The 20,017-nt window shown below is 30.9% G+C and carries 21 protein-coding genes; 9 read left to right on the forward strand and 12 right to left on the reverse strand.

The window, feature by feature from the left end; translation table 11 throughout:
* Positions 1-97 precede the first annotated feature (97 nt).
* Genes polA through motB form a run of 3 tightly spaced genes read left to right on the forward strand, consistent with a single transcriptional unit; the run spans position 98 to position 4,275 of the window.
* Complete coding sequence (polA, locus tag AJ881_RS03380) at positions 98-2,737, forward strand: DNA polymerase I (RefSeq protein ID WP_057035449.1); 2,640 nt, start codon at positions 98-100, stop codon at positions 2,735-2,737.
* A gap of 15 nt (positions 2,738-2,752) precedes the next feature.
* The gene (gene motA, locus AJ881_RS03385) at positions 2,753-3,529 is read left to right on the forward strand and encodes a flagellar motor stator protein MotA (protein ID WP_002854170.1); all 777 of its coding nucleotides are present in this window, start codon (positions 2,753-2,755) and stop codon (positions 3,527-3,529) included.
* A 2-nt stretch (positions 3,530-3,531) separates the two neighbouring features.
* Complete coding sequence (gene motB / locus AJ881_RS03390; protein ID WP_070243300.1) at positions 3,532-4,275, forward strand: flagellar motor protein MotB; 744 nt, start codon at positions 3,532-3,534, stop codon at positions 4,273-4,275.
* A 5-nt stretch (positions 4,276-4,280) separates the two neighbouring features.
* Here the strand turns inward: motB and flhB are convergent, their stop codons facing one another.
* Positions 4,281-5,369 carry a flagellar biosynthesis protein FlhB gene (gene flhB, locus AJ881_RS03395; RefSeq protein ID WP_002857279.1) on the reverse strand — a complete coding sequence of 363 codons (1,089 nt, stop codon included), beginning with the start codon at positions 5,367-5,369 and terminating at the stop codon, positions 4,281-4,283.
* Positions 5,370-5,487: 118 nt separating this feature from the next.
* Complete coding sequence (locus AJ881_RS03400) at positions 5,488-6,084, reverse strand: peroxiredoxin (RefSeq protein ID WP_002854219.1); 597 nt, start codon at positions 6,082-6,084, stop codon at positions 5,488-5,490.
* A 205-nt stretch (positions 6,085-6,289) separates the two neighbouring features.
* Between AJ881_RS03400 and AJ881_RS03405 the strand changes: the two genes are divergently transcribed.
* The 6 genes from AJ881_RS03405 (at position 6,290) to AJ881_RS03430 (ending at position 9,583) form a co-directional block, all read left to right on the forward strand.
* Positions 6,290-6,574, forward strand: a complete 285-nt coding sequence (locus tag AJ881_RS03405; RefSeq protein WP_070282975.1) for a DUF362 domain-containing protein — start codon at positions 6,290-6,292, stop codon at positions 6,572-6,574.
* 112 nt (positions 6,575-6,686) lie between these two features.
* Positions 6,687-7,100 carry a nucleoside-diphosphate kinase gene (ndk, locus tag AJ881_RS03410; RefSeq protein WP_002859435.1) on the forward strand — a complete coding sequence of 138 codons (414 nt, stop codon included), beginning with the start codon at positions 6,687-6,689 and terminating at the stop codon, positions 7,098-7,100.
* Positions 7,101-7,454 (forward strand): hypothetical protein, encoded by a 354-nt coding sequence (locus tag AJ881_RS03415; protein ID WP_070282973.1) that lies wholly within the window; start codon positions 7,101-7,103, stop codon positions 7,452-7,454.
* A gap of 23 nt (positions 7,455-7,477) precedes the next feature.
* Positions 7,478-7,624 carry a 50S ribosomal protein L32 gene (rpmF, locus tag AJ881_RS03420; RefSeq protein WP_070282971.1) on the forward strand — a complete coding sequence of 49 codons (147 nt, stop codon included), beginning with the start codon at positions 7,478-7,480 and terminating at the stop codon, positions 7,622-7,624.
* Between the two features lie 5 nt (positions 7,625-7,629).
* Positions 7,630-8,616 (forward strand): phosphate acyltransferase PlsX, encoded by a 987-nt coding sequence (plsX, locus tag AJ881_RS03425; RefSeq protein ID WP_002857325.1) that lies wholly within the window; start codon positions 7,630-7,632, stop codon positions 8,614-8,616.
* Positions 8,609-9,583 (forward strand): beta-ketoacyl-ACP synthase III, encoded by a 975-nt coding sequence (locus AJ881_RS03430; RefSeq protein ID WP_070282969.1) that lies wholly within the window; start codon positions 8,609-8,611, stop codon positions 9,581-9,583. Before plsX ends, AJ881_RS03430 begins: the two co-directional genes overlap by 8 nt.
* Here the strand turns inward: AJ881_RS03430 and AJ881_RS03435 are convergent.
* The 10 genes from AJ881_RS03435 to fliF form a co-directional block, all read right to left on the reverse strand.
* Positions 9,580-9,930: a RidA family protein gene (locus AJ881_RS03435; protein ID WP_070282967.1), complete on the reverse strand. Its 351-nt coding sequence runs from the start codon at positions 9,928-9,930 to the stop codon at positions 9,580-9,582. The two genes, AJ881_RS03430 and AJ881_RS03435, sit on opposite strands and share 4 nt — an antisense overlap.
* Positions 9,927-11,003, reverse strand: a complete 1,077-nt coding sequence (serC, locus tag AJ881_RS03440) for a phosphoserine transaminase (protein ID WP_070282966.1) — start codon at positions 11,001-11,003, stop codon at positions 9,927-9,929. The genes AJ881_RS03435 and serC overlap by 4 nt, the downstream gene beginning before the upstream one ends.
* A gap of 9 nt (positions 11,004-11,012) precedes the next feature.
* The gene (xseA, locus tag AJ881_RS03445) at positions 11,013-12,176 is read right to left on the reverse strand and encodes an exodeoxyribonuclease VII large subunit (protein WP_044793878.1); all 1,164 of its coding nucleotides are present in this window, start codon (positions 12,174-12,176) and stop codon (positions 11,013-11,015) included.
* Positions 12,173-12,880 (reverse strand): bifunctional demethylmenaquinone methyltransferase/2-methoxy-6-polyprenyl-1,4-benzoquinol methylase UbiE, encoded by a 708-nt coding sequence (gene ubiE / locus AJ881_RS03450; RefSeq protein ID WP_044305778.1) that lies wholly within the window; start codon positions 12,878-12,880, stop codon positions 12,173-12,175. Before ubiE ends, xseA begins: the two co-directional genes overlap by 4 nt.
* A gap of 2 nt (positions 12,881-12,882) precedes the next feature.
* The gene (locus tag AJ881_RS03455) at positions 12,883-14,079 is read right to left on the reverse strand and encodes a hypothetical protein (protein WP_070285339.1); all 1,197 of its coding nucleotides are present in this window, start codon (positions 14,077-14,079) and stop codon (positions 12,883-12,885) included.
* A gap of 45 nt (positions 14,080-14,124) precedes the next feature.
* Complete coding sequence (gene perR / locus AJ881_RS03460) at positions 14,125-14,535, reverse strand: peroxide-responsive transcriptional repressor PerR (RefSeq protein ID WP_002870743.1); 411 nt, start codon at positions 14,533-14,535, stop codon at positions 14,125-14,127.
* Positions 14,536-14,620: 85 nt separating this feature from the next.
* Positions 14,621-16,468 (reverse strand): 1-deoxy-D-xylulose-5-phosphate synthase, encoded by a 1,848-nt coding sequence (gene dxs, locus AJ881_RS03465; RefSeq protein WP_070282964.1) that lies wholly within the window; start codon positions 16,466-16,468, stop codon positions 14,621-14,623.
* Positions 16,461-17,291, reverse strand: coding sequence for a flagellar assembly protein FliH (gene fliH / locus AJ881_RS03470; RefSeq protein ID WP_070282963.1), 831 nt, complete (start codon positions 17,289-17,291; stop codon positions 16,461-16,463). The genes dxs and fliH overlap by 8 nt, the downstream gene beginning before the upstream one ends.
* A gap of 7 nt (positions 17,292-17,298) precedes the next feature.
* Entirely contained in the window at positions 17,299-18,327 is a 1,029-nt protein-coding gene (gene fliG / locus AJ881_RS03475) for a flagellar motor switch protein FliG (RefSeq protein ID WP_002854670.1), read from the reverse strand.
* The gene (gene fliF, locus AJ881_RS03480) at positions 18,327-20,009 is read right to left on the reverse strand and encodes a flagellar basal-body MS-ring/collar protein FliF (protein ID WP_002870740.1); all 1,683 of its coding nucleotides are present in this window, start codon (positions 20,007-20,009) and stop codon (positions 18,327-18,329) included. Before fliF ends, fliG begins: the two co-directional genes overlap by 1 nt.
* Between the last annotated feature and the right edge of the window lie 8 nt (positions 20,010-20,017).

The following is a 20,017-nucleotide window of genomic DNA, read 5'->3' on the forward strand; positions in this document are numbered from 1 at the left end:
CAGTGTTTTTGCTTAAAGATCTTAAATTGTAGACATTTTAAGCAAAATTTTGAAATAATATAACCCAAAAATATATTTTATCAAAGAAGAAATTATTATGAAAACTTTAACTATTATCGATACTTTTGGATTTTTTTTCAGACTTTACTACGCATTAAAAGGTTTTAAAAATTCACAAGGACAAGCTAGTGGAATGATTAGCGGTTTTGCAAATTTTATTTATAGCTTAAAAAATGAACACAAAAGTGATTATATTGTTTTTGCATTAGACTCCAAAGGAAAAACTTTTCGTAGCGAAATTGATCCAAACTATAAACAAAATCGCACTCCACCACCACCTGAACTTCTAGAACAAATTCCAATTTGCATAGAGATGATAGAAAAAATGGGTTTTATAAGCGTTTCTAGGGAAGGTTATGAAGCCGATGATATCATCGCTTCTTTTGTAAGAACTTGTGAAGATAGGGATATTTTTGTACGCATTATCACTCAAGATAAAGATCTTTATCAACTCATAAAAGATGGTAAAACAAGCATTTACAGTCCTATTTCTAAAAACGACTATGATGAAGCAGCGTGTTTAGAAAAATACGGAGTAAAACCTCATCAAATCAGAGATTTTTTAGCTCTTTGCGGAGATAGTTCTGATAATATTCCAGGCGTTAAAGGTATAGGTGCAAAAGGGGCTAAAACCTTACTTGATGAATTTGGTAGTATAGAAGGAATTTATGAAAATTTAACCCTAGTACGCAACGAAAGAAGTCGTAATTTGCTTTTAGAGGGTAAGGAAAATGCATTTTTAAGCAAAAAATTAGCCTCTTTGTATGAAAATTTAGAAGTGCAAGATCTTATAGAAAAAGCAACTTATCCTGATGAAGAACCTCTTTTAAAAATACTTGAAATTTTAGAACATTACGAACTTAATACTTTGCTTAAAAAACTGCGTCAAAATCCTGATAATAAAGATAAAAATTTAGGTTTTAAAGCCACTTTAATACAAGATGAAAACAAACTTTTTGAAATTTTAAATACCCTTGATAAAGAAAGTATTATTGCTTTTGATACCGAAACCACAGGACTTGATACAAAAGAAGCAAAAATTGTTGGTTTTAGTTTTTGCATGAGTGAAAATGAAGCTTTTTACGTGCCTTTAACTCATAACTATCTTGGAGTAGGTGAGCAAATCTCATTGCAAAGCGCCAAAAAAGCTATAGAAGTAATCTTTAATCATTTTGTTATAGGACACAATCTCAAATATGATTTTAAAATCATTCAAAACAATTTTGGATTAAATTTACCTCAAAAATACGCAGATACAATGATTTTAGCATGGCTTAAAAATCCTTCTTTAAGAGTAAATATGGATGATTTAGCTTTAAGACTTTTTAATTATGAAACCTTACATTTTGAAAGCCTTGTTAAAAAAGGAGAAAATTTTGCAAGTGTAGAGCTTGAAAAAGCTTGCAAATACGCCGCAGAAGATGCTTATATCACTTTAAGATTTTATCTTTATTTTTTAAAAAATCTTGAAACTCCTTTGCTAGAACTTGCTAAAAACTGCGAATTTGATTTCATTAAAATCATTATGATGATGGAAGAAAATGGCATAAAGCTTGATACAAATGCACTTGAAATCCTTATGAAAAAATTTGAAAATGAAATCAAAAATTTAAGTGAAGAAATTTATACTCTTTGTGAGGATAGATTTAACCTAAACTCACCTAAACAAGTAGGTGATATACTTTTTGAAAAACTTAAACTTCCAAGTGGAAAAAAAGGAAAAACAGGATATTCTACCGATGAAAAAGTTTTAAATGCACTTTTAGATAAACATCCTGTAATTGCCAAAATTTTAGATTATAGAGAACTTGCCAAACTTTATTCCACTTATTGCGAACCTTTGTTAAAACTAGCGTTAAAAGATAAAAATTCACGCATTTATTCAAGTTTTTTACAGACTGGAACCGCTACAGGACGCCTTTCATCTAAAGATCCAAATTTGCAAAATATTCCTGCACACGGACAATACGCAAAAGATTATAAATCTTGCTTTGTAGCTAAAGATGGATTTAGTTTTATCTCTCTTGATTATTCTCAAATCGAACTGAGAATGCTTGCGCATTTTAGCGAAGATGAAAAACTTTTAAATGCTTTTGCTAACGATGAAGATATACATGCAAGAACAGCTATAATGATTTTTGGAGAAAGCAATTATGAAACCAGAAGTGTTGCAAAAAGTATAAATTTTGGACTTATTTATGGCATGGGCTATAAAACTTTAAGTCAAAATTTAAAAATAGAAGCTCATTTAGCCAAATCTTACATAGAAAAATATTTTGAAAATTTTACTAGTATTAAGAAATATTTTGAAACAGTTAAAAACAAAGCTAAACAAAATGGTTTTATCACTACTTTAAGCGGTCGCAAGCGTTATTTTGATTTTGAAAACGCAAAACCTATGCAAATTGCCATGTATGAAAGAGAAAGCATTAATTCAATCTTACAAGGCTCAGCAGCTGATGTAATCAAACTTGCAATGTTAGAAATCAACAAGGAATTAAATGAAGATAAAAAGCTTATTTTGCAAATTCACGATGAATTAATTTTTGAAGTAAAAGATGATTTATGTGAAAATTTTGTGAAAAAAACTAGAGATATTATGGAAAATATAGTAAAATTAAAAGTAAAATTAAAAACAAGCTCAAGTATCGCCAAAAATTGGGGCGATTTAAAATAATCAAGGAGATATTTAATGGATCTTTCAACCATACTGGGAATGGTGCTTGCAGTTACTAGTATTTCAGTAGGAGATATACTAGAAGGTGGTAATCCTTTACATGTTGTGCATCTTTCTTCCTTTCTTATAGTTATGCCAACGGCTGCATTTTGTGCAATGACTTCTACACATAAAAAAATTGTAAAAGCAGCTTATAAAGAACTCAAAGTTGTCTTTAAAGGTTCTGGAGTAAATCTACCTGAAAGGATAGCCCAGTTAATAGAATTTGCTATTATTGCAAGAAGAGATGGTCTTTTAGCGTTAGAATCAAGAACCAATGAGATTGAAAATGAATTTTTAAAAAATGCTATGATGATGCTTGTAGATGGTAAAAGCTTTGAAGAAATTCACGAAAGCATGGAAATACAAACCGAACAACTTGAAGAACATTATAAAGAATGCGCAGAATATTGGATAGTATTTGGAGAAACTTGCCCTACTATGGGACTTGTTGGTGCGGTTTTTGGTCTTATTCTAGCTCTTAAATTGCTGGATAATCCTCAGGCAATGGCAGCGGGTATTTCAGGTGCTTTTACAGCTACGGTTACTGGAATTTTTGGTGCTTATGCGCTTTTTGCCCCTTGGGGAAGAAAAATGAAAGCTAATGGAATGGATCTTGTAAAAGAGCAAATTGTCATCACTGAAGCCATAAAAGGAATCGCAGAAGGTGCAAACCCTAGAGATTTGGAAGCTAAGCTTTTTAATTTCTTAAGTCACGATGATCCAAAAATTTCACAATTTGACAAAGGTTAAAAATGGCCAAGAAACATAAATGTCCAGAATGTCCTGCAGGTGAAAAATGGGCCGTGCCTTATGCAGACTTTCTAAGTTTGCTTTTGGCACTTTTTATTGCTCTTTGGGCAATTTCCAAAACAAATCCTGCTAAAGTAGAGGCTTTAAAAACCGAATTTGTTAAAATCTTTGATTATACCTCTACTCAAACAGTCAAAGAAGAGAGCAAAACCCAAGAAAAATATAAAGGTGCAGCAAAAGAAGAAAGTGATGAACTCAAATCGTTAAAACAAATGACTATGACACAGCAAGAAACTATCAAACGTCTTCAAGCAGCTCTAGATCAAAGCGACAATCAGATTGCTCTTAACCTTCCATCTAAAGTTGAATTTGAAAGAGGTAGCGCTCAAATTGTTTCAGCTGATATACAAGATTATTTAAAACGTATGGCTGAACTAACAACATATTTACCACCTCAAGCAAAAATAGAAATTAGAGGCTATACAGACAATAGCGACTCTATTATAAGAAGTTATGAACTCGCCTACCAAAGAGCAGAAAATGTATTAAAATATTTTATAGAAGGTGGAGCAAATTTGAAAAATATTAGCATTAAAAGCTACGGGCTTAATAATCCCATCAATGGAAATCCGCAAGCCTTAGAAAATAATAGAGTAGAAATATATTTTAAAGTCGATACAGCAGATACAAGCACTCAAAAATCTGTTCTTGAACTTATCAATAAAATAGGAACTAAAACACCTTAAAAGTTTTAGTTTCCTTTTTTTACTTGACCAGCTAAACGACTCTTATTATTTGTATTATAAACAAATCCTAGCACTTCAGCTACAGCTTTAAACATTTCCCTAGGAATAAGATCATTAACATCACAAGCTTTATAAAGCTCTCTTGCTAAAGGAGGATTTTCATAAACCACAACATTATTTTCATAGGCTACTTGTTTTATGCGAAGAGCGAGAAAATCCACTCCTTTGGCAACAACCCTAGGGGCTTGTTCTTTACTTGTATCATAACGAATAGCTACGGCATAATGCGTTGGGTTTGTGATCACCACATCCGCACCTGCAACATCTTGAACCATACGACGACGCGCAGCTTCCATTTGAAGTCTACGAATTCTACCTTTAACCTGAGGATCTCCTTCCATTTGTTTATACTCATCTTTTATTTCTTGTTTGCTCATACGCAAACCTTTAAAATACTGAAAACGCACCAAAAAAACATCTAAAACAGCAATAATTAAAAAAGCAACTATAACAATAGCTGCTAAAACAATAGCTCTGTCTCTTAGCCAAGTAAGCTGTGCAACCATAGTATAAAGTTCAACTCTTGGAAGCTCTTGCATAAATTTAAGCAAAACTATAAAAGCTATAGTAAAAACAATACCCACTTTTAAAATAATTTTTATACTTTCAACAATTTTTTTCAATGAAAAAAGGTTTTTTAAACCTTTTAGAGGATTGATTTTTCCTAAATTTGGCATAATAGGTTTAGTTGTAAAAATAAAACCAAATTGCATAATATTTCCCAAAACCCCAGCAATCATAATACTTAAAACAATAGGTGCAAGAATAATTAAAACCTCAAAAATGCTTTTAATCATAATGGCTTGAATAATACGCAAATCAAATTCAACACCAATAAAACTTTGATAGTATCTATATAAATTTACAATTCTCTCGCCCATAAAACTCATCATAAATAAAGTTATAGTTACTCCAATTATCAAAGTTACAATAGCTGCCGCATCTTGAGACTTTGGAACATTACCTTCTTTACGCGCATCTTCTATCTTTTTGGACGTGGGTTCTTCTGTTTTTTCTTGATCTTCGCCTGCCATATTTTAGCCTAAGTAAAAATTTTAATATGTGTGTAAAATTATAGTAGAAAATTTATGAATTTCAATTAAAGAATAAAAATGAAGAAAAAGCCTCATGAAGAGGCTTTATACTAAGAAATTAAAGTTTAGCTTCGTTTTTACCAAGATATTCAGCCACGCCTTTAGGGTTAGCTTTCATACCTTCATCGCCCTTATTCCATCCTGCAGGACAAACTTCACCATGCTCATTTGTAAAAAGCATAGTATCAACCATTCTTAACATTTCATCTATATTTCTACCTAGTGGTAAATCATTAACCACAGCATGGCGAACTGTTCCATCAGCATCAAGCAAGAACGAACCACGAAGGGCAACTGCTTCTGCATAAAGTACATCAAAATTTCTAGCAATCTGCTTAGTTAAGTCAGCAACAAGCGGAAATTTAACCTGACCAATACCACCTTGATTTACTGGAGTATTTTTCCAAGCAAAATGTGAAAATTCATTATCTCCTGAAATTCCAATTACTTCAATGCCACGATTTTTAAATTCTTGATATCTTTTGTCAAAAGCTATAATTTCTGAAGGACAAACAAAAGTAAAATCTTTTGGATAAAAGAATACTACCGCTCCTTTTGGACCTATGTTTTTATAAAGATTAAAATCTTGAACAATTTCATTGTTTCCCAATACTGCTGGAGCAGTAAAATCTAAAGCTTTTTTAGTAACTATCATATTTTCTCCTAAATAATAAATTTTATTGATAACGAAATTATATCGTTTAAATCTTTATTTTTTTTTAAATATCCAAAATAATATTAAAAATTTAAGAAAGTTATAATTATTATCAAATAAGGTAAATTTTTGATTATCAAAATTTACCTTATTTAAGAATTTTATGCTAAAATCATTTAAATCTTAATATTAAAAAGGAGAAAAAATGGCTGTAAAAATTACAGATATATGTATTGCTTGTGGTTCTTGTATTGATGAGTGTCCAGTGAGTGCTATCGTTGATGATGCTAACAATCCAGAAGGTGAAGATAGATATTATGTTTATGCAAACAAATGCGTTGAATGCGTAGGACATAATGATCAACCAGCCTGTGCTAGTGCTTGCCCAACAGATGGATGTATAGTTTGGAGTGCTGTAGAATCAGGACAACCAAGTCGTGATAATATTGGCGCTGATATGAGAGGTGGGGACACTCCAGTTTTTGCATAATTTTAAAAAAAGAAAAAGCTAGAGATTCCTAGCTTTTTCTTTTAATTTAACTTTCTTTAAACAAATTCAAGTATAATTTTAAGCTTTATTAAAATAAGGAGTTATTACAAAGATGGAAAAAACTTTATCTATAATTAAACCTGATGCTGTTAAAAAAGGTGTTATAGGAAAAATTTTAGATCGTTTTGAAAGCAATGGATTAAGAATCGCTGCAATGAAAAAAGTTCAACTTAGTAAAGAACAAGCTGAAAATTTTTATGCTGTTCATAAAGAAAGACCTTTTTTTAAAGACTTGGTTGAATTTATGATTAGCGGTCCTGTTGTTGTTTCTGTACTAGAAGGAGAAGGTGCTGTATTAAAAAATAGAGATTTAATGGGAGCGACAAATCCTAAAGAAGCTAAAGCAGGAACAATTAGAGCCGATTTTGCTGAGAGTATTGATGCTAATGCTGTTCATGGAAGTGACAGCTTGGAAAATGCAAAAATAGAAATTGAATTTTTCTTTAAACCAAACGAAATTTGCTAAATGAAAATCCCTTTTTCTAAGATTAATACAAAGGAATATCCTTTTAAACTTAATCTTGAAAATATGATTTTTGAGGGAAATTTAGTAAAAATAAATCCTAAGCTTGTTAAAATAAATGCTATTATGCAAGGTTTTATCTATAGACCTTGTGATAGTTGTGGAACTGAGTTAGAACTTGAAATTAAAGAAAATTTAGAACTTTTTGCAAGTGATGGTATTTTTAAAGATGAAGCAAACAAATTGAGCAATACTATAGAATTTTTCGATGGACATATTGATTTAATAGAAGTTGCTATCAGCGAGCTTGAAGCTTATTTGAGTGATTATTTTTATTGCATAAATTGTAATAATTAATTAAATTTTATAAAGGAGAAAAAATGGCAGTACCAAAGAGAAGAGTGAGCAAAACTCGTGCAGCTAAACGCAGAACTCACTATAAAGTTAGTCTTCCTATGCCTATAAAAGACAAAGATGGAAGCTACAAAATTCCTCACCGTGCGAATCCAACAACTAAGGAATATTAAAATCAATGATTAACATTGCCATTGATGCAATGGGTGGTGATTTTGGAGAAAAACCCATTATAGAAGGCGTTTTAAAGGCACTAGAAGCAAAACCTTTTAACGCTATCTTAGTGGGAAATTCTAAAATTCTAAAACCTTTAATACCAAAAAAATTAGAGCAATATATACAATACGAAGAAGCTAGTGAAATTTTTTCGATGAATGAAAATGCCACAGATGCTTTAAAAAATAAAGAAACAACCATATACAAAGCTATTAATTTATTAAAAGAAAAAAAAGTAGATGCTGTAGTTTCAGCGGGTCATAGTGGAGCAAGTATGTCTTTGGCTACCTTAAGGCTTGGAAGACTTAAAGGTATTTCAAGACCTGCTATTGCCACTTTAATGCCAAATATCGTTAACAAAACTTTACTTTTGGATGTTGGAGCTAATACAGATTGTAAAGCTGAAAATTTATTTCAATTTGCCATAATGGGTGAAGTTTATGCTAGAGCAATCATGCAAATTCAAAAACCACGCCTTGCTTTACTTTCTAATGGTGAAGAAGAATGCAAAGGTAATGAACTTACCAAAGAAAGTCATCAGCTTATGAAAAAAATTCCAAATTTTATAGGTAATGCTGAAGGTAGAGATATTTTCAATGGTGAAATAGATGTTTTAGTCTGTGATGGTTTTGATGGAAATGTTATTTTAAAGGCTTGCGAAGGTGTAGCAACAGCTATTTTTCAACTTCTAAAAAACGAAGTAAAACAATCTTTTATTTCTAAAATAGGTGCTTTACTTATGAAGCCATCTTTTAAAAAATTAAAAAAACACACAGATTGGCAAGAATATGGCGGAGCACCCCTTCTTGGAGTTAATGGCTGTGTGATCATAAGTCATGGAAAAAGCGATTCTAGAGCTATTAAAAATGCAATTTTTCAAGCTATAAATTTTAGCCAATCTCATATCAATGAACTTATAGAAAATGAACTTGGGAAATACAATGCTTAAAGCCAGTCTTAAAAGTATAGCTTCTTATATTCCAGAAAAAATTTTAAGCAATGCTGATCTTGAAAAAATGGTAGATACCACCGATGAATGGATCACTAAACGCACAGGTATTAAAGAAAGGCGCATTGCTAGTGAAAATGAAAATACCAGTGATTTGGGCACAAAAGCTGCATTAAAAGCCATAGAAAGAGCAAATTTAAAACCTGAAGATATTGATGCGATTCTTGTAGCTACTTTAAGTCCTGATTATTTTACTATGCCTTCAACGGCTTGTAAAATTGCTTCAAATTTAGGACTTGTAAATATTAGCGCTTTTGATATTTCAGCAGCTTGTTCTGGTTTTATCTATTTACTTGAACAAGCTAAAGCCTTAGTAGAAAGTGGTTTGAAAAAAAATGTTTTAATCATAGGAGCTGAAAAAACAAGTTCCATTATGGATTACAATGACAGAAGTATTTGCATACTCTTTGGAGACGGTGCAGGTGCTGGAGTTGTAAGTTTGGATAATGAAAATCATATCCTTGATGTACATACTGCAAGCAATGGTAATTATGGAGATCTTTTAATGACTCAAAGATCGCAAAAATCAAGCCTATGTCAAACACTTTCTATGCAAATGAAAGGCAATGAAGTTTTTAAAATAGCAGTAAACACGCTTAGTAATGATGTTGTAGAAATTTTAGCTAAAAATAACATTTTAGCACAAGAAATTGATCTTTTTATTCCTCATCAAGCTAATCTACGCATCATTAAAGCCGTCCAAGAAAAACTCAATCTAAGCGATGAAAAATGTGTGATCACTGTGCAAAAATATGGCAATACTTCAGCTGCTTCTATACCTATGGCAATGAATGATGCCTATGAAGAAGGTCGGCTTAAAAAAGGAGATCTGATCTTGCTAGATGCTTTTGGCGGTGGTTTTACTTGGGGATCTGCGCTTTTAAAATTTGGAGGAGAGAATTTTTAATTCTCTCTTAGCTTTCCAAAAGCTTGAATTTCTACCAAATAACCCTCTGCTAAAGCACTTCCTACACAAGCTCTAACAGGTTTAGGATAATTTTTAATCCAAGCATCATAAATTTCATTCATTGCGTCAAAATCTTGCATATTAGCTAACCAGATTTGAATTTGAATCAAATCTCCTTTGTTTGCGCCTATTTTTTCAAACAAAGCATCAAGTTCTGCAAGCGCTTCTTTAGTTTGTTTTTTAATATCTCCGCTAGGTTCAAAAGCCACTTGTCCTGCAGTCTTAAAATATTTATCAAAAACAATAATTTGCGACATTCTATCGCACTCATCACAACGCTTTATCATGCATATTTTCCTTGAAATTCTTTCATAAATTCACACAAGGTTTTTACCTGATCCAAATTAAGCGCATTATAAATACTTGCACGAATTCCTCCTAAAATTCTATGTCCTTTAAGTCCTATCATTCCAGCTTCTTCGGCTTCCTTTACAAAAAGAGACTCTAAATCTTTATTTTTAGCAATATTAAAACTCACATTCATTAAAGATCTATCCTTTTTATCTGCATGTCCTTTATAAAATCCATTACTTAAATCAATACATTCATAAAGCATAGTAGCTTTTTGAGAATTTTTCTCATACACTTTATCAAGCCCACCTTGATTTAAAAGCCAATCCATTTCAAGATTAAACATATAAATGGCAAAGGTTGGAGGCGTATTAAACAAGGACTGATTCTCAGCATGAGTCAAATAATTTAACATACTAGGAATTTGTTTATTTTTAGATCTTTCTAATATATCTTTACGGATAAAAATACAACTTAAACCCGAAATTCCAGCATTTTTTTGCACCCCGCCATAAAAAAGAGCGATATTTGAAAAATCTACTTTTCTAGAAAAAAAATCACTCGATGCATCCACAATCAAAGGAGCTTTAGTTTTAGGATAATTTTGATATTGAGTGCCGTAAATAGTATTGTTAGAACAAATATAAGCATAATCAGCATTATCACTAAATTCCACACTAGGAATATGATCGAAATTACTTTCCTCGCTACTTGCTACGGTTTTAACATTGACACCTAAAATTTGTGCTTCTTTAATTGCTTTTTTTGTCCAAACTCCTGTATTTGCATATTCACAAACCCCGTTTAAAGCTAAATTCATAGGAATCATAGCAAATTGCAAACTTGCTCCACCTTGTAAAAATAATACTTCATAATCATCATTTAACCCGTAAAGTTTTTTAGCTTTCTCTTGTGCTCCAAAATGCACTTCTTCAAATACTTTTGCGCGGTGAGAAATTTCCATTATAGAATAACCCCTACCTTGATAATCACAGAGTTCTTTTTGAGCTTGCTCTAAAATTTCTAAAGGTAAAGTTGATGGCCCTGCGCTGAAATTGATTTTTCTCATAATCTATCCTTATAAAATTTTTGCTTCTTTTTGAGAAGTTTGAGAACTTAAAATAACAATATCATCACTCTTAAGATCTTCTAAATTTGCTATTTTACCATTTTTTCTGATACAAATAAACTTTTTGCTTTTATTAAAAAAATTCTCATGTTGCAAATAAGCATTTTGCAATTTATCTAATTTTAATTCATTATAACGCATTTGATTTGCCAGTAGATGATTTAATTGCTTTTCTATATTATAGCTTTGTTTTATTTTTTCATCTATTATTTTTGGTAAAGAATTAAATTTGAAAAATTTACTTAAATTTAAAAGCAAATTTTCATAATTTTGTATTTTATGATTCCAAAGTTGCATTAATTTTTCTTCCATTAAATCTAAACTTTGTTCTATATCTAACTTAGAATAAAACAAAGCATCTATAGCAGCTGAGGGTGTTGGAGCTCTAAAATCTGCAACAAAATCACTAATAACATAATCAATCTCATGTCCTATGGCTGAAATAATAGGAGTTTTTGCTTTAAAAATCTCTCTTGCTAAATTTTCATCATTAAAACAAAAAAGATCTTCCCTGCTTCCTCCGCCACGTGCTATAATAAGAACATCTAAATCCATATCATCGGCTTTCTTTAAAGCTTGTATAAGAGAAAAAGAAGCATTATTTCCTTGAGTTAAAGCATCAAAAATATAAATTTTTGCCAAAAAATATTCTTTTTGATGAATAAGTTTTAACATATCTTGTAAAGCAGCAGAAGTTTTTGAAGTGATAATGCCTACTTTTTTAGGAAATTTTGGCAAAGATTTTTTAAAGCGTGAATCAAAAAGTCCTTCTTTTTGCAAACGCTCTTTTAAAGCTAAAAACTGCGCTTCCAAATCCCCAAAACCTGCTTTTTTCATACTAGTAGCGATAAATTGATAACGACCGCTTTCAGGATATAAACTCACACTTCCACAAAGCTCTAAAAAATCCCCCACCGCTGGTTTAAACCCGACTTTTAAATTAGCTCCTTTAAACATAGCACAAGCAATGCTTGATCTTTCATCTTTTAAATCAAAATACCAATGCCCTGAACCATGCAAAGTAATTTTTGAAATTTCTCCACTTAAAACTATATTATCAAAATGTGTTTCTAATAAAGCCTTTGCTTTAAGATTTAATTCTGTTGGTGTCATAGTTTTTTTGCTATAAACATTGAACTCACGCCAAAGCTAAAACTTTTATAATCAAGCATTTCAAAACCAGCATTTTTAAGTTCTAAGATGAATTCTTCCTTACTTAAAAATCCTTCAATAGAGTTTGGCAAATACTCATAAGCACTTTTATTTTTACTGATTATCCCACCTATACTTGGTAAAATATTTTTAAGATAAAAATCTCTACAAGCTGCTATAAATCCACCCTTTTCTCTTTTTGTAAATTCCAAAACTACCAAAATACCATCTTTTTGAAGTACTCTAGCAAATTCACTTAAGGCTTTTTGTCTTTCTACAACATTGCGAATGCCATAACTAATGCTTAAAATATCTAAACTTTGACTTTCTAAAGGTAAATTTTGCGCCCCTGCTTCTATAAATTCGACATTTGGAAATTTTTCTTTTGCAACATTTAGCATGCCACTACTTGGATCAATACCTTTAATATTTAAAATATTTTTTTCCATTTTTAAAGCACTCTCTTGCCAAATCTCTATCATATCCCCTGTGCCACAGGCAATATCAGCGATTTTTAAATCTTTTTTTAAATACAAACTCATCACTCTTTGACAAGCTTTTTTGCGCCACACTACATCAGCTCCAAAGCTTAAAATTCTATTCGCCTTATCATAAGTAGGTGCAATTTGATTAAACATTTCTATAATTTTTTCTTGTTTTTGCATTTTTATCCTTTGTAAATTTTCAAATTTTTACTTGATTTTTTAAGTAATTTGCAAAATTTATTTTTATTATTGATTATTTTGGAAAAAATATTTTTATCCCTATCTTTACAATATTTTTCATAAAGTTTGTTTAAATTTTTTATCTCTAAAAAACGGTAAAAATATTCTAAAAATATTGCTAATTCAAAAAAACTATTTTCAAAAAGCTCTAAATCAAAATTTTTTAGTATATTTTTTCTAAATAAAATAATTTTTTTTCTAAGTTCTAACGCAATAAGTTGTTTAAAAAACCTATCTTTGCAATCGCCTTCATAAAAAGAATTTTCCTTTATGAAAAAATCAAAGTCATTAAACAAATCTTGGATTTTTTCATCACTTAAAAATAATAATAAATCTTGATTTGAATTTTCACTTGCTAAAATATTTTGAGTTTTTTTCGTTATATCTTTAAACTTTAAAGCCAAAATATTACTCAAATTTTTATCTAAAATAGTATTCATGCTTGATAAAACTATATACAAACTTCTTGAATAAAATAAAAATTCACATAAACTTTGCTTATCTTTTCTCTCTAAAGATAAAGTCCAATAAAATTTTAATTTTTTAAATAAATAAAATAAAAAAATCCTAAATCCATCATAAGCATTAATATAATTTGGAAAATCCAAGCTAAAATTCTGATTTTTTTCTATAATTTTAAAACATTTCTCTATATCAAACTTTTGATATTCAAAACCATATAAAACGATATGTTTAGAATTTAAATCATGATGTAATTCTTTTTGAATTTTAAAATCTTTAGGAATTTTAAATTCATCGGAACTATCCAATGTTGGAAAAAATATTTTTAAAATACAAATTTTAGGCTCTTCATAAATATCAATATAACTTTTTAAAGAACACAATTTAAATTCGAAGCGTTCTTTTTTAATGCTCTTTCCTATAATCTTTTTTCGAGCTTTTTCAAATTTTTTTTTAGAAATTTTCTCTTCTTGATTCTGTTCTAAAATTGAATTATTAAATTTTGTAATTTTATAAAATTCATTGCAAAAACTTTGAAATTTAACACTATGATTTGAAGTTATTTGAGTATAAAAAGTTTCAAATTTAGAATTTCGAAAAGGTATATTATCTTTTTTTAAATTCTCTAAAAGAGTGCAATCAGATAGTAAAAAGTTTTTTTGAATTTCATAAACCATTAAAATAACCCTTAAAATATATGGGCTATTTTAACCTTATTTTGCTTAATGACACTTTTTACAACTATCAACATAAGCACAAACGGACAGATGATTGACGAGATTGCCTATCTTTTTTTCTAAATGCTCTTGATATTCATAAAGCTTAGCATCTTTAAAACTTAAATCCTCTATACCACCACATTTGGTGCAAACAACGTGAATATGTTCTTCTTCGTAAATATCGTAACAAGTTTTTTGATTTAAAACATTGATTTCAACAACTAAACCTTGTTCTTGTAAAGTATTAAGATTTTTATAAACCGTCGCTAAAGAGATTGAAGGGTATTCTTTTTTAATTTCTGCATATAATTCATCAATATTAGGATGCTCATGTCTTTTTAAAATTTTTAAAACACATAGTCTTTGCGGAGTAGCTTTTAACTCATGTTTTTTAAGCATTTGTAGTAATTCCATTTTATTTATTCCTTGCTTTTTTAAGTGGAAATAATAATAAAATTTTTATTAAAAGAAGTTTATATTAAATAATATTTTTTATTATTTAATGATAAAATTTTAAAACTTTCATCAACAAACTATTGACATCTTTTTCTAGATTTTTTTCCACCTCACTTGTTTTTCCATGTTCAATAAATTTGTCTTCATATTCAAAGCTAACAACTTTTACATGCAAATCATATTTTTGTAAAAAATTATTAATTAAACTTTCTATACCGCCAATTTTAACATTTTCACTAAAAATAAACCAAATTTTACTTTTTTTAGCAAGCTCACACAAAAACTCTTCATCTAAAGGTTTAGCAAAAATTAAATCAATCAAATTAGCATTATTATTCATTTCTTGCAAGGCTCTTAAAACTTGCCACGCTTTTGCCACACCTTGTCCATAACCCAAAAAAGCAATTTCACTATTATTTTTTACAAGCCATTGTGCCTTACCAAGTTTTATCTCACAAGGATTAAATTCTTTATCCAAAATAAAACTCCCTCTAGGATAACGAAAAGCAATAGGTCCTTGATGTAAATAAGCGTACTCCATTATATTTTGCATCATTTGCTCATCTCTTGGGGCTAAAAGAGTGAAATTTGGCAAAGGAGCTAAAAAACTAAGATCAAAAACACCTTGATGTGTCTCCCCATCTTCGCCTACTATCCCTGCTCTATCCATAGCAAAAACCACATTTAAATTCATAATTGCACAATCATGAATCACTTGATCATAAGCACGCTGCAAAAAGGTGCTATATATTGCAATAAAAGGTTTAAATCCTTCTTTTGCCATAGCAGCCATAGAAGTTACTGCATGCTGTTCTGCAATAGCCACATCCCAAAAACGATTTGGATATTTTTCTATAAGCTTATCAAGACCTGTTCCACTTGGCATAGCCGCCGTAACCCCAACAATATTTTCATATTTTGAGGCTAAATCAAGCAAATTTTTAGAAAAAATTTCAGTAGCAGATTTTTTAGTATCACTTTTTTTAACACTCTCTCCACTATCTATATCAAAAGCTCCCACCCCGTGCCATTTAGCATGTTTTCCTTCGGCTAAAGCATAGCCTTTACCCTTTATGGTTTGAGCATGTATCACACAAGGCTTTTGCATAGCTTTTGCTTGTTTTAATGCAGAAATAATTTCACCTAGATTATGTCCATCAATAGGCCCTATATATTCAAGCCCTAATTCTTCAAACAAAAGCCCAGGAGTAATAAGTTTGAAACTCTCTTCAAAACGCTTGGCCATATAAGTAGCACTATCAGGCAATATATCCAACATTTTAGCAATACGCTTTTTAAAACTTTGATAAAACTGCGTTGCCATAGCCTGAGAAAGATACTTTGAAATTGCTCCAATTGGTTTTGAAATACTCATTTCATTATCATTTAAAAGTATTACGCAAGGAAATTTAGAATCACCCAATTCATTTAAAGCCTCATAGGCCATACCCGCACTTAAAGCACCATCTCCAATCAAAGCAACAGGAATACGCTTTTCACCTTTTAAAGCAATGGCCTTACAAGCACCTACTGCCAAAGAAATAGAGGTGCTAGAATGCCCTGCTACAAAATAATCCCCCTCACTAGGTTTTGTATAACCACTTAAACCATTGATTTGTCTTAAAGTATCAAATATTTCTTCTTTTCCGCTTAAAAGCTTGTGTGTATAAGACTGATGTGACACATCAAAAATAAAAGGATCTTTTTTTGCATCAAAAACCAAATGCATTGCTATACTAAGTTCTACAGCACCCAAATTTGAACTTAAATGCCCACCATTTTTACTCACAACTTGTATGATTTTTTCACGCATAGATGCTGCTAAATTTTCTAATTCTTTTAAACTTAGCTTTTCTAACTCTTCTTGAGTATGGGCAAATTTTTTACTCATTATTCACCATTTTTTTAATTTTAGTTAGACGAGAGTTAAGATTGGACTCTATATTGCCTGCATCACTTATAATAATAACACTTCCTTTGCTAATTGCATCATCAAGACTTATTTTAATATGAGCATTCTGATCAAATTGCTCTTTTAAATACTCATAATCCTCTGCATTAACCTTAAGCTCAATTGCACTAGCACCCTTAAGCTCGCCGATTAAATCTTTGGCCAAAGCATAAGCTATCTTACTTGAATTTAGTTCAAGTTCTTTTAAGATTACTTCTTTAGCGATATCTATAGCAGTATCTGCTAATTCTTTCTCGTTTTTTTCTATAAAATTTTCAAGATTTTCACAAGCATTATCGAGCTTGGCTATACTTTTTAAATACTTATCTTTAAAATCACTCAATTCCTTTTGAAATTCTTCTTTTGCTTTCTCATAACCTTCTTTGGCAAATTTTTCTTTAGCATTTTCAAGTTCTGAATTTAAGCGGTTATTAAATTCATTCTCTTGACTTTCTATTTGCATTTGAAGTTTAATAATATTGCTTGACATTTCATCTGTTTTTTTAAGCAAATCTTCAACAAAACTTGGTTGAAATGTTGGAATTTGAGTTTCCATAACAGCTTGCGTAGGGGCAATAGCATGATTTTCTTCGACTGGTTTTTCGTCATTTAAAGATATATTAGCATTTTCTTCATCTGGAGTTTGAGTATGTTTTTTTTCACCTGTATGATTATCAAATTCTGAAATAACTTTAAAACGATATCCTTCAACAACATGCTGATCAGAATCCCCACCGGAAATTACATTACTACGATTAACCATCTCTCACCTACTCTATCATTTCATCCGCATCGCCTGTTTGAACAAGACCTTGTTCTGCAAGTTTTTGCACCACTTCAACAACCTTTCTTTGTGCATCTTCAACATCTTTAACACGCACAGCACCCAAAAAACCCATTTCTTCAAGAAAAGCTTCGCTTGCACGCGTAGACATATTGGCTAAGAATTTTTGCTTTAACTCTTCACTTGCGCCTTTTAAACCTATCATTAAATCACGCTTATCGGCTACTTTTAAAATTTCTCTTATAGCTTGAGTACTAAGTTTTTGTATATCATCGAAAGTGAACATAAGCTCTTTAATAGTCTCTGCTAAGCGTTCATCACTTTGTTCAATATAAGTAATGGTTGATTTGCTTGCTTTTTGACCCAAACGATTAAGCACTTCTGCTACTGCTCTTGGGCCGCCCACTTCAACCTTATAAGAGGTAAGACTTTCAAGCTTGCTTTCTAGCACTGCAGAAACTCTTTTAATAATACTTGGAGAAATATCGCCAAGATTTGCCATTCTTATAACCACCTCAGCCCTTAATTCATCGCTAAAATACTCTAAAGTTTCTGCCGCATGAATAGAATCCATATGTGCCAAAATAAGAGCGATGGTTTGTGGGTGCTCTTTAGTAATAAAGTCTGCAAGTTGCTGTGGTTTAATTTGCGCCAAATAAGCAAAATTTTGATTATTCTCCATACTTTTAGTGAGTTTTTCAAGAATTTTATTTGCAATCTCTGGCCCAAAAGTACGAAAAAGTATTTCTTTAGCATATTCCAAACCACCACTTTTAATATATTGATTTGATTGAAGCAGAGTGTAAAATTCTTCTAAAACTGCAGTAGCTACGGATCTATCAACATTTTTAGCCATAGCAATATAACGTGAAATTTCTGTAATTACATCAATTTCCATATGTGAAAACACAGAAGTTGTTGCATCTTCGCCAAGTTGTATAAGAAATATCGCCACCTTTTCAGGCATCGATAAATCATCATAGACCATTTTTTGTTCTTCACTTAGCTTTATCATCACATATCCTTTTCACCAAATTCACTATCGTTTTGAATTAAATTTTGCAAAAGTGCAGCAATTTCCTCGCTTTTATCACTTACCAAACCACGCAATTTTTCAAGCAAAACCTCATACTGGATAGAATCTTCATTGAAATTATCTCCGAAACCAAGTTGTTCTTCAACTTTTTTCCTTGCTGCATTCATTTTTTCCAAAGTATCTTCAACATCATCTAAAACAGCATTTGGACCTTGTTGCATTTCTTCTTGTGCTGCGACATCTTCAAGCATTTTTTGAGTAAATGGAGTAATAACTTTTTTGTAAAAAATAAAAAGTAAAATCGCTGCAATAAAATACTTAACCGGTGGAATAAACGGCTCAATAAAACGATTATAAAAAGTTTTAACTTTACTCTCAACTCTAATCGACTCACGATGAAATGGTAAATTTTGAACTACAACACTATCACCTCTAGCGGCACTAAAATTAATAGTATTTTTAACTATACTCTCAACACTTGCAAGCTCTTCTTTGGTTAATGGAACATATTCGCTTTTTACATTTCCATTTTCATCAACCACATCTTGATATTTTCCATCTATAGTAACAGCTGCTGAAGTGCGTAAAACTGTTGCAAATTGTTTTTTGGTATTTGTAATAGTTTTAGAAAGTTCATTATTTGTAGTAACTTGATTTTTTTTATAAGTGTCAATTTGACCCTTATTGTCAAGTCCTTCAACAGGACCTATATTAGAAACAGCACCTGGAACACCCTGAATTTCTGGATCTTTTCTACCTGTTCTTTCCTCGTTTAAAGTTTGCTCACTACGCACTATAGGATTTGGATCATAAATTTCACTTTGAGATTCTTGCTTGGAAAAATCAAAATCTATATTTACACTCACTTTTACTTTATCCATACCACCTGCAAAAGGAGCTAAATTTTCTATAATCTTATCTTCTAAAGCTTTTTCTTGATCACTTTTAAATTTAATTTGCGCACGAACCAAGTCATCTTCATATGCTTCTTGCTCATCTAAAGGTACACCACTTTGGTCACTAATCTTAACATTTTCCTTAGTAAGTTTTGGAACTGCCGCTGAAACAATATTTTTTATGCCATCAATTTGTTTTCTAGTAAGCTTTAAGCCTTCGCGAACATTAACAACAACTGAAGCTGTAGGCGGAATTTGCCTTTCGGTAAAAACACTATCTTTAGGAAATGCTATGTGTACAACAGCACTACGAATAGGTTCTAAAGTCTCAATAGTTCTTGCAAGTTCGCCTTCTATGGCTCTTTGGTATTTTACCTTTTGTTCTTCATTTGTAGCTCCAAAAGCTTGAGTATCAAAAGCTTCAAAACCCACGCGACTATCTTTTATAAGACCTTCGCTTGCAATAAACATTCTTTGACGATAAACCTGATCTTGTGGAACTAAAATTTTATTTTCACTTTCTAATTTATAGGGAATATTATTTTGTTCAAGTTTAGCTACAATTGCAGCAGAAGAACTTGGACTTACATTTTCAACTAAAACTGCATATCCATTATTTGCATTACTACCACTTCCGCGAAATAAAGCTAAAAAAACCAAAAACCCAACCACCACTACAATAGATGCAGCAATCACTATACGCTGCTTGCGAGTTAAATTTTGATAAAGTTGCCCAATTTGATGAAACATATTTTTAAAATCCATTAATTCTC

The organism is Campylobacter sp. BCW_6460 (genome assembly GCF_001762705.1).
GTDB classification, from domain to species: Bacteria; Campylobacterota; Campylobacteria; order Campylobacterales; family Campylobacteraceae; genus Campylobacter_D; species Campylobacter_D jejuni.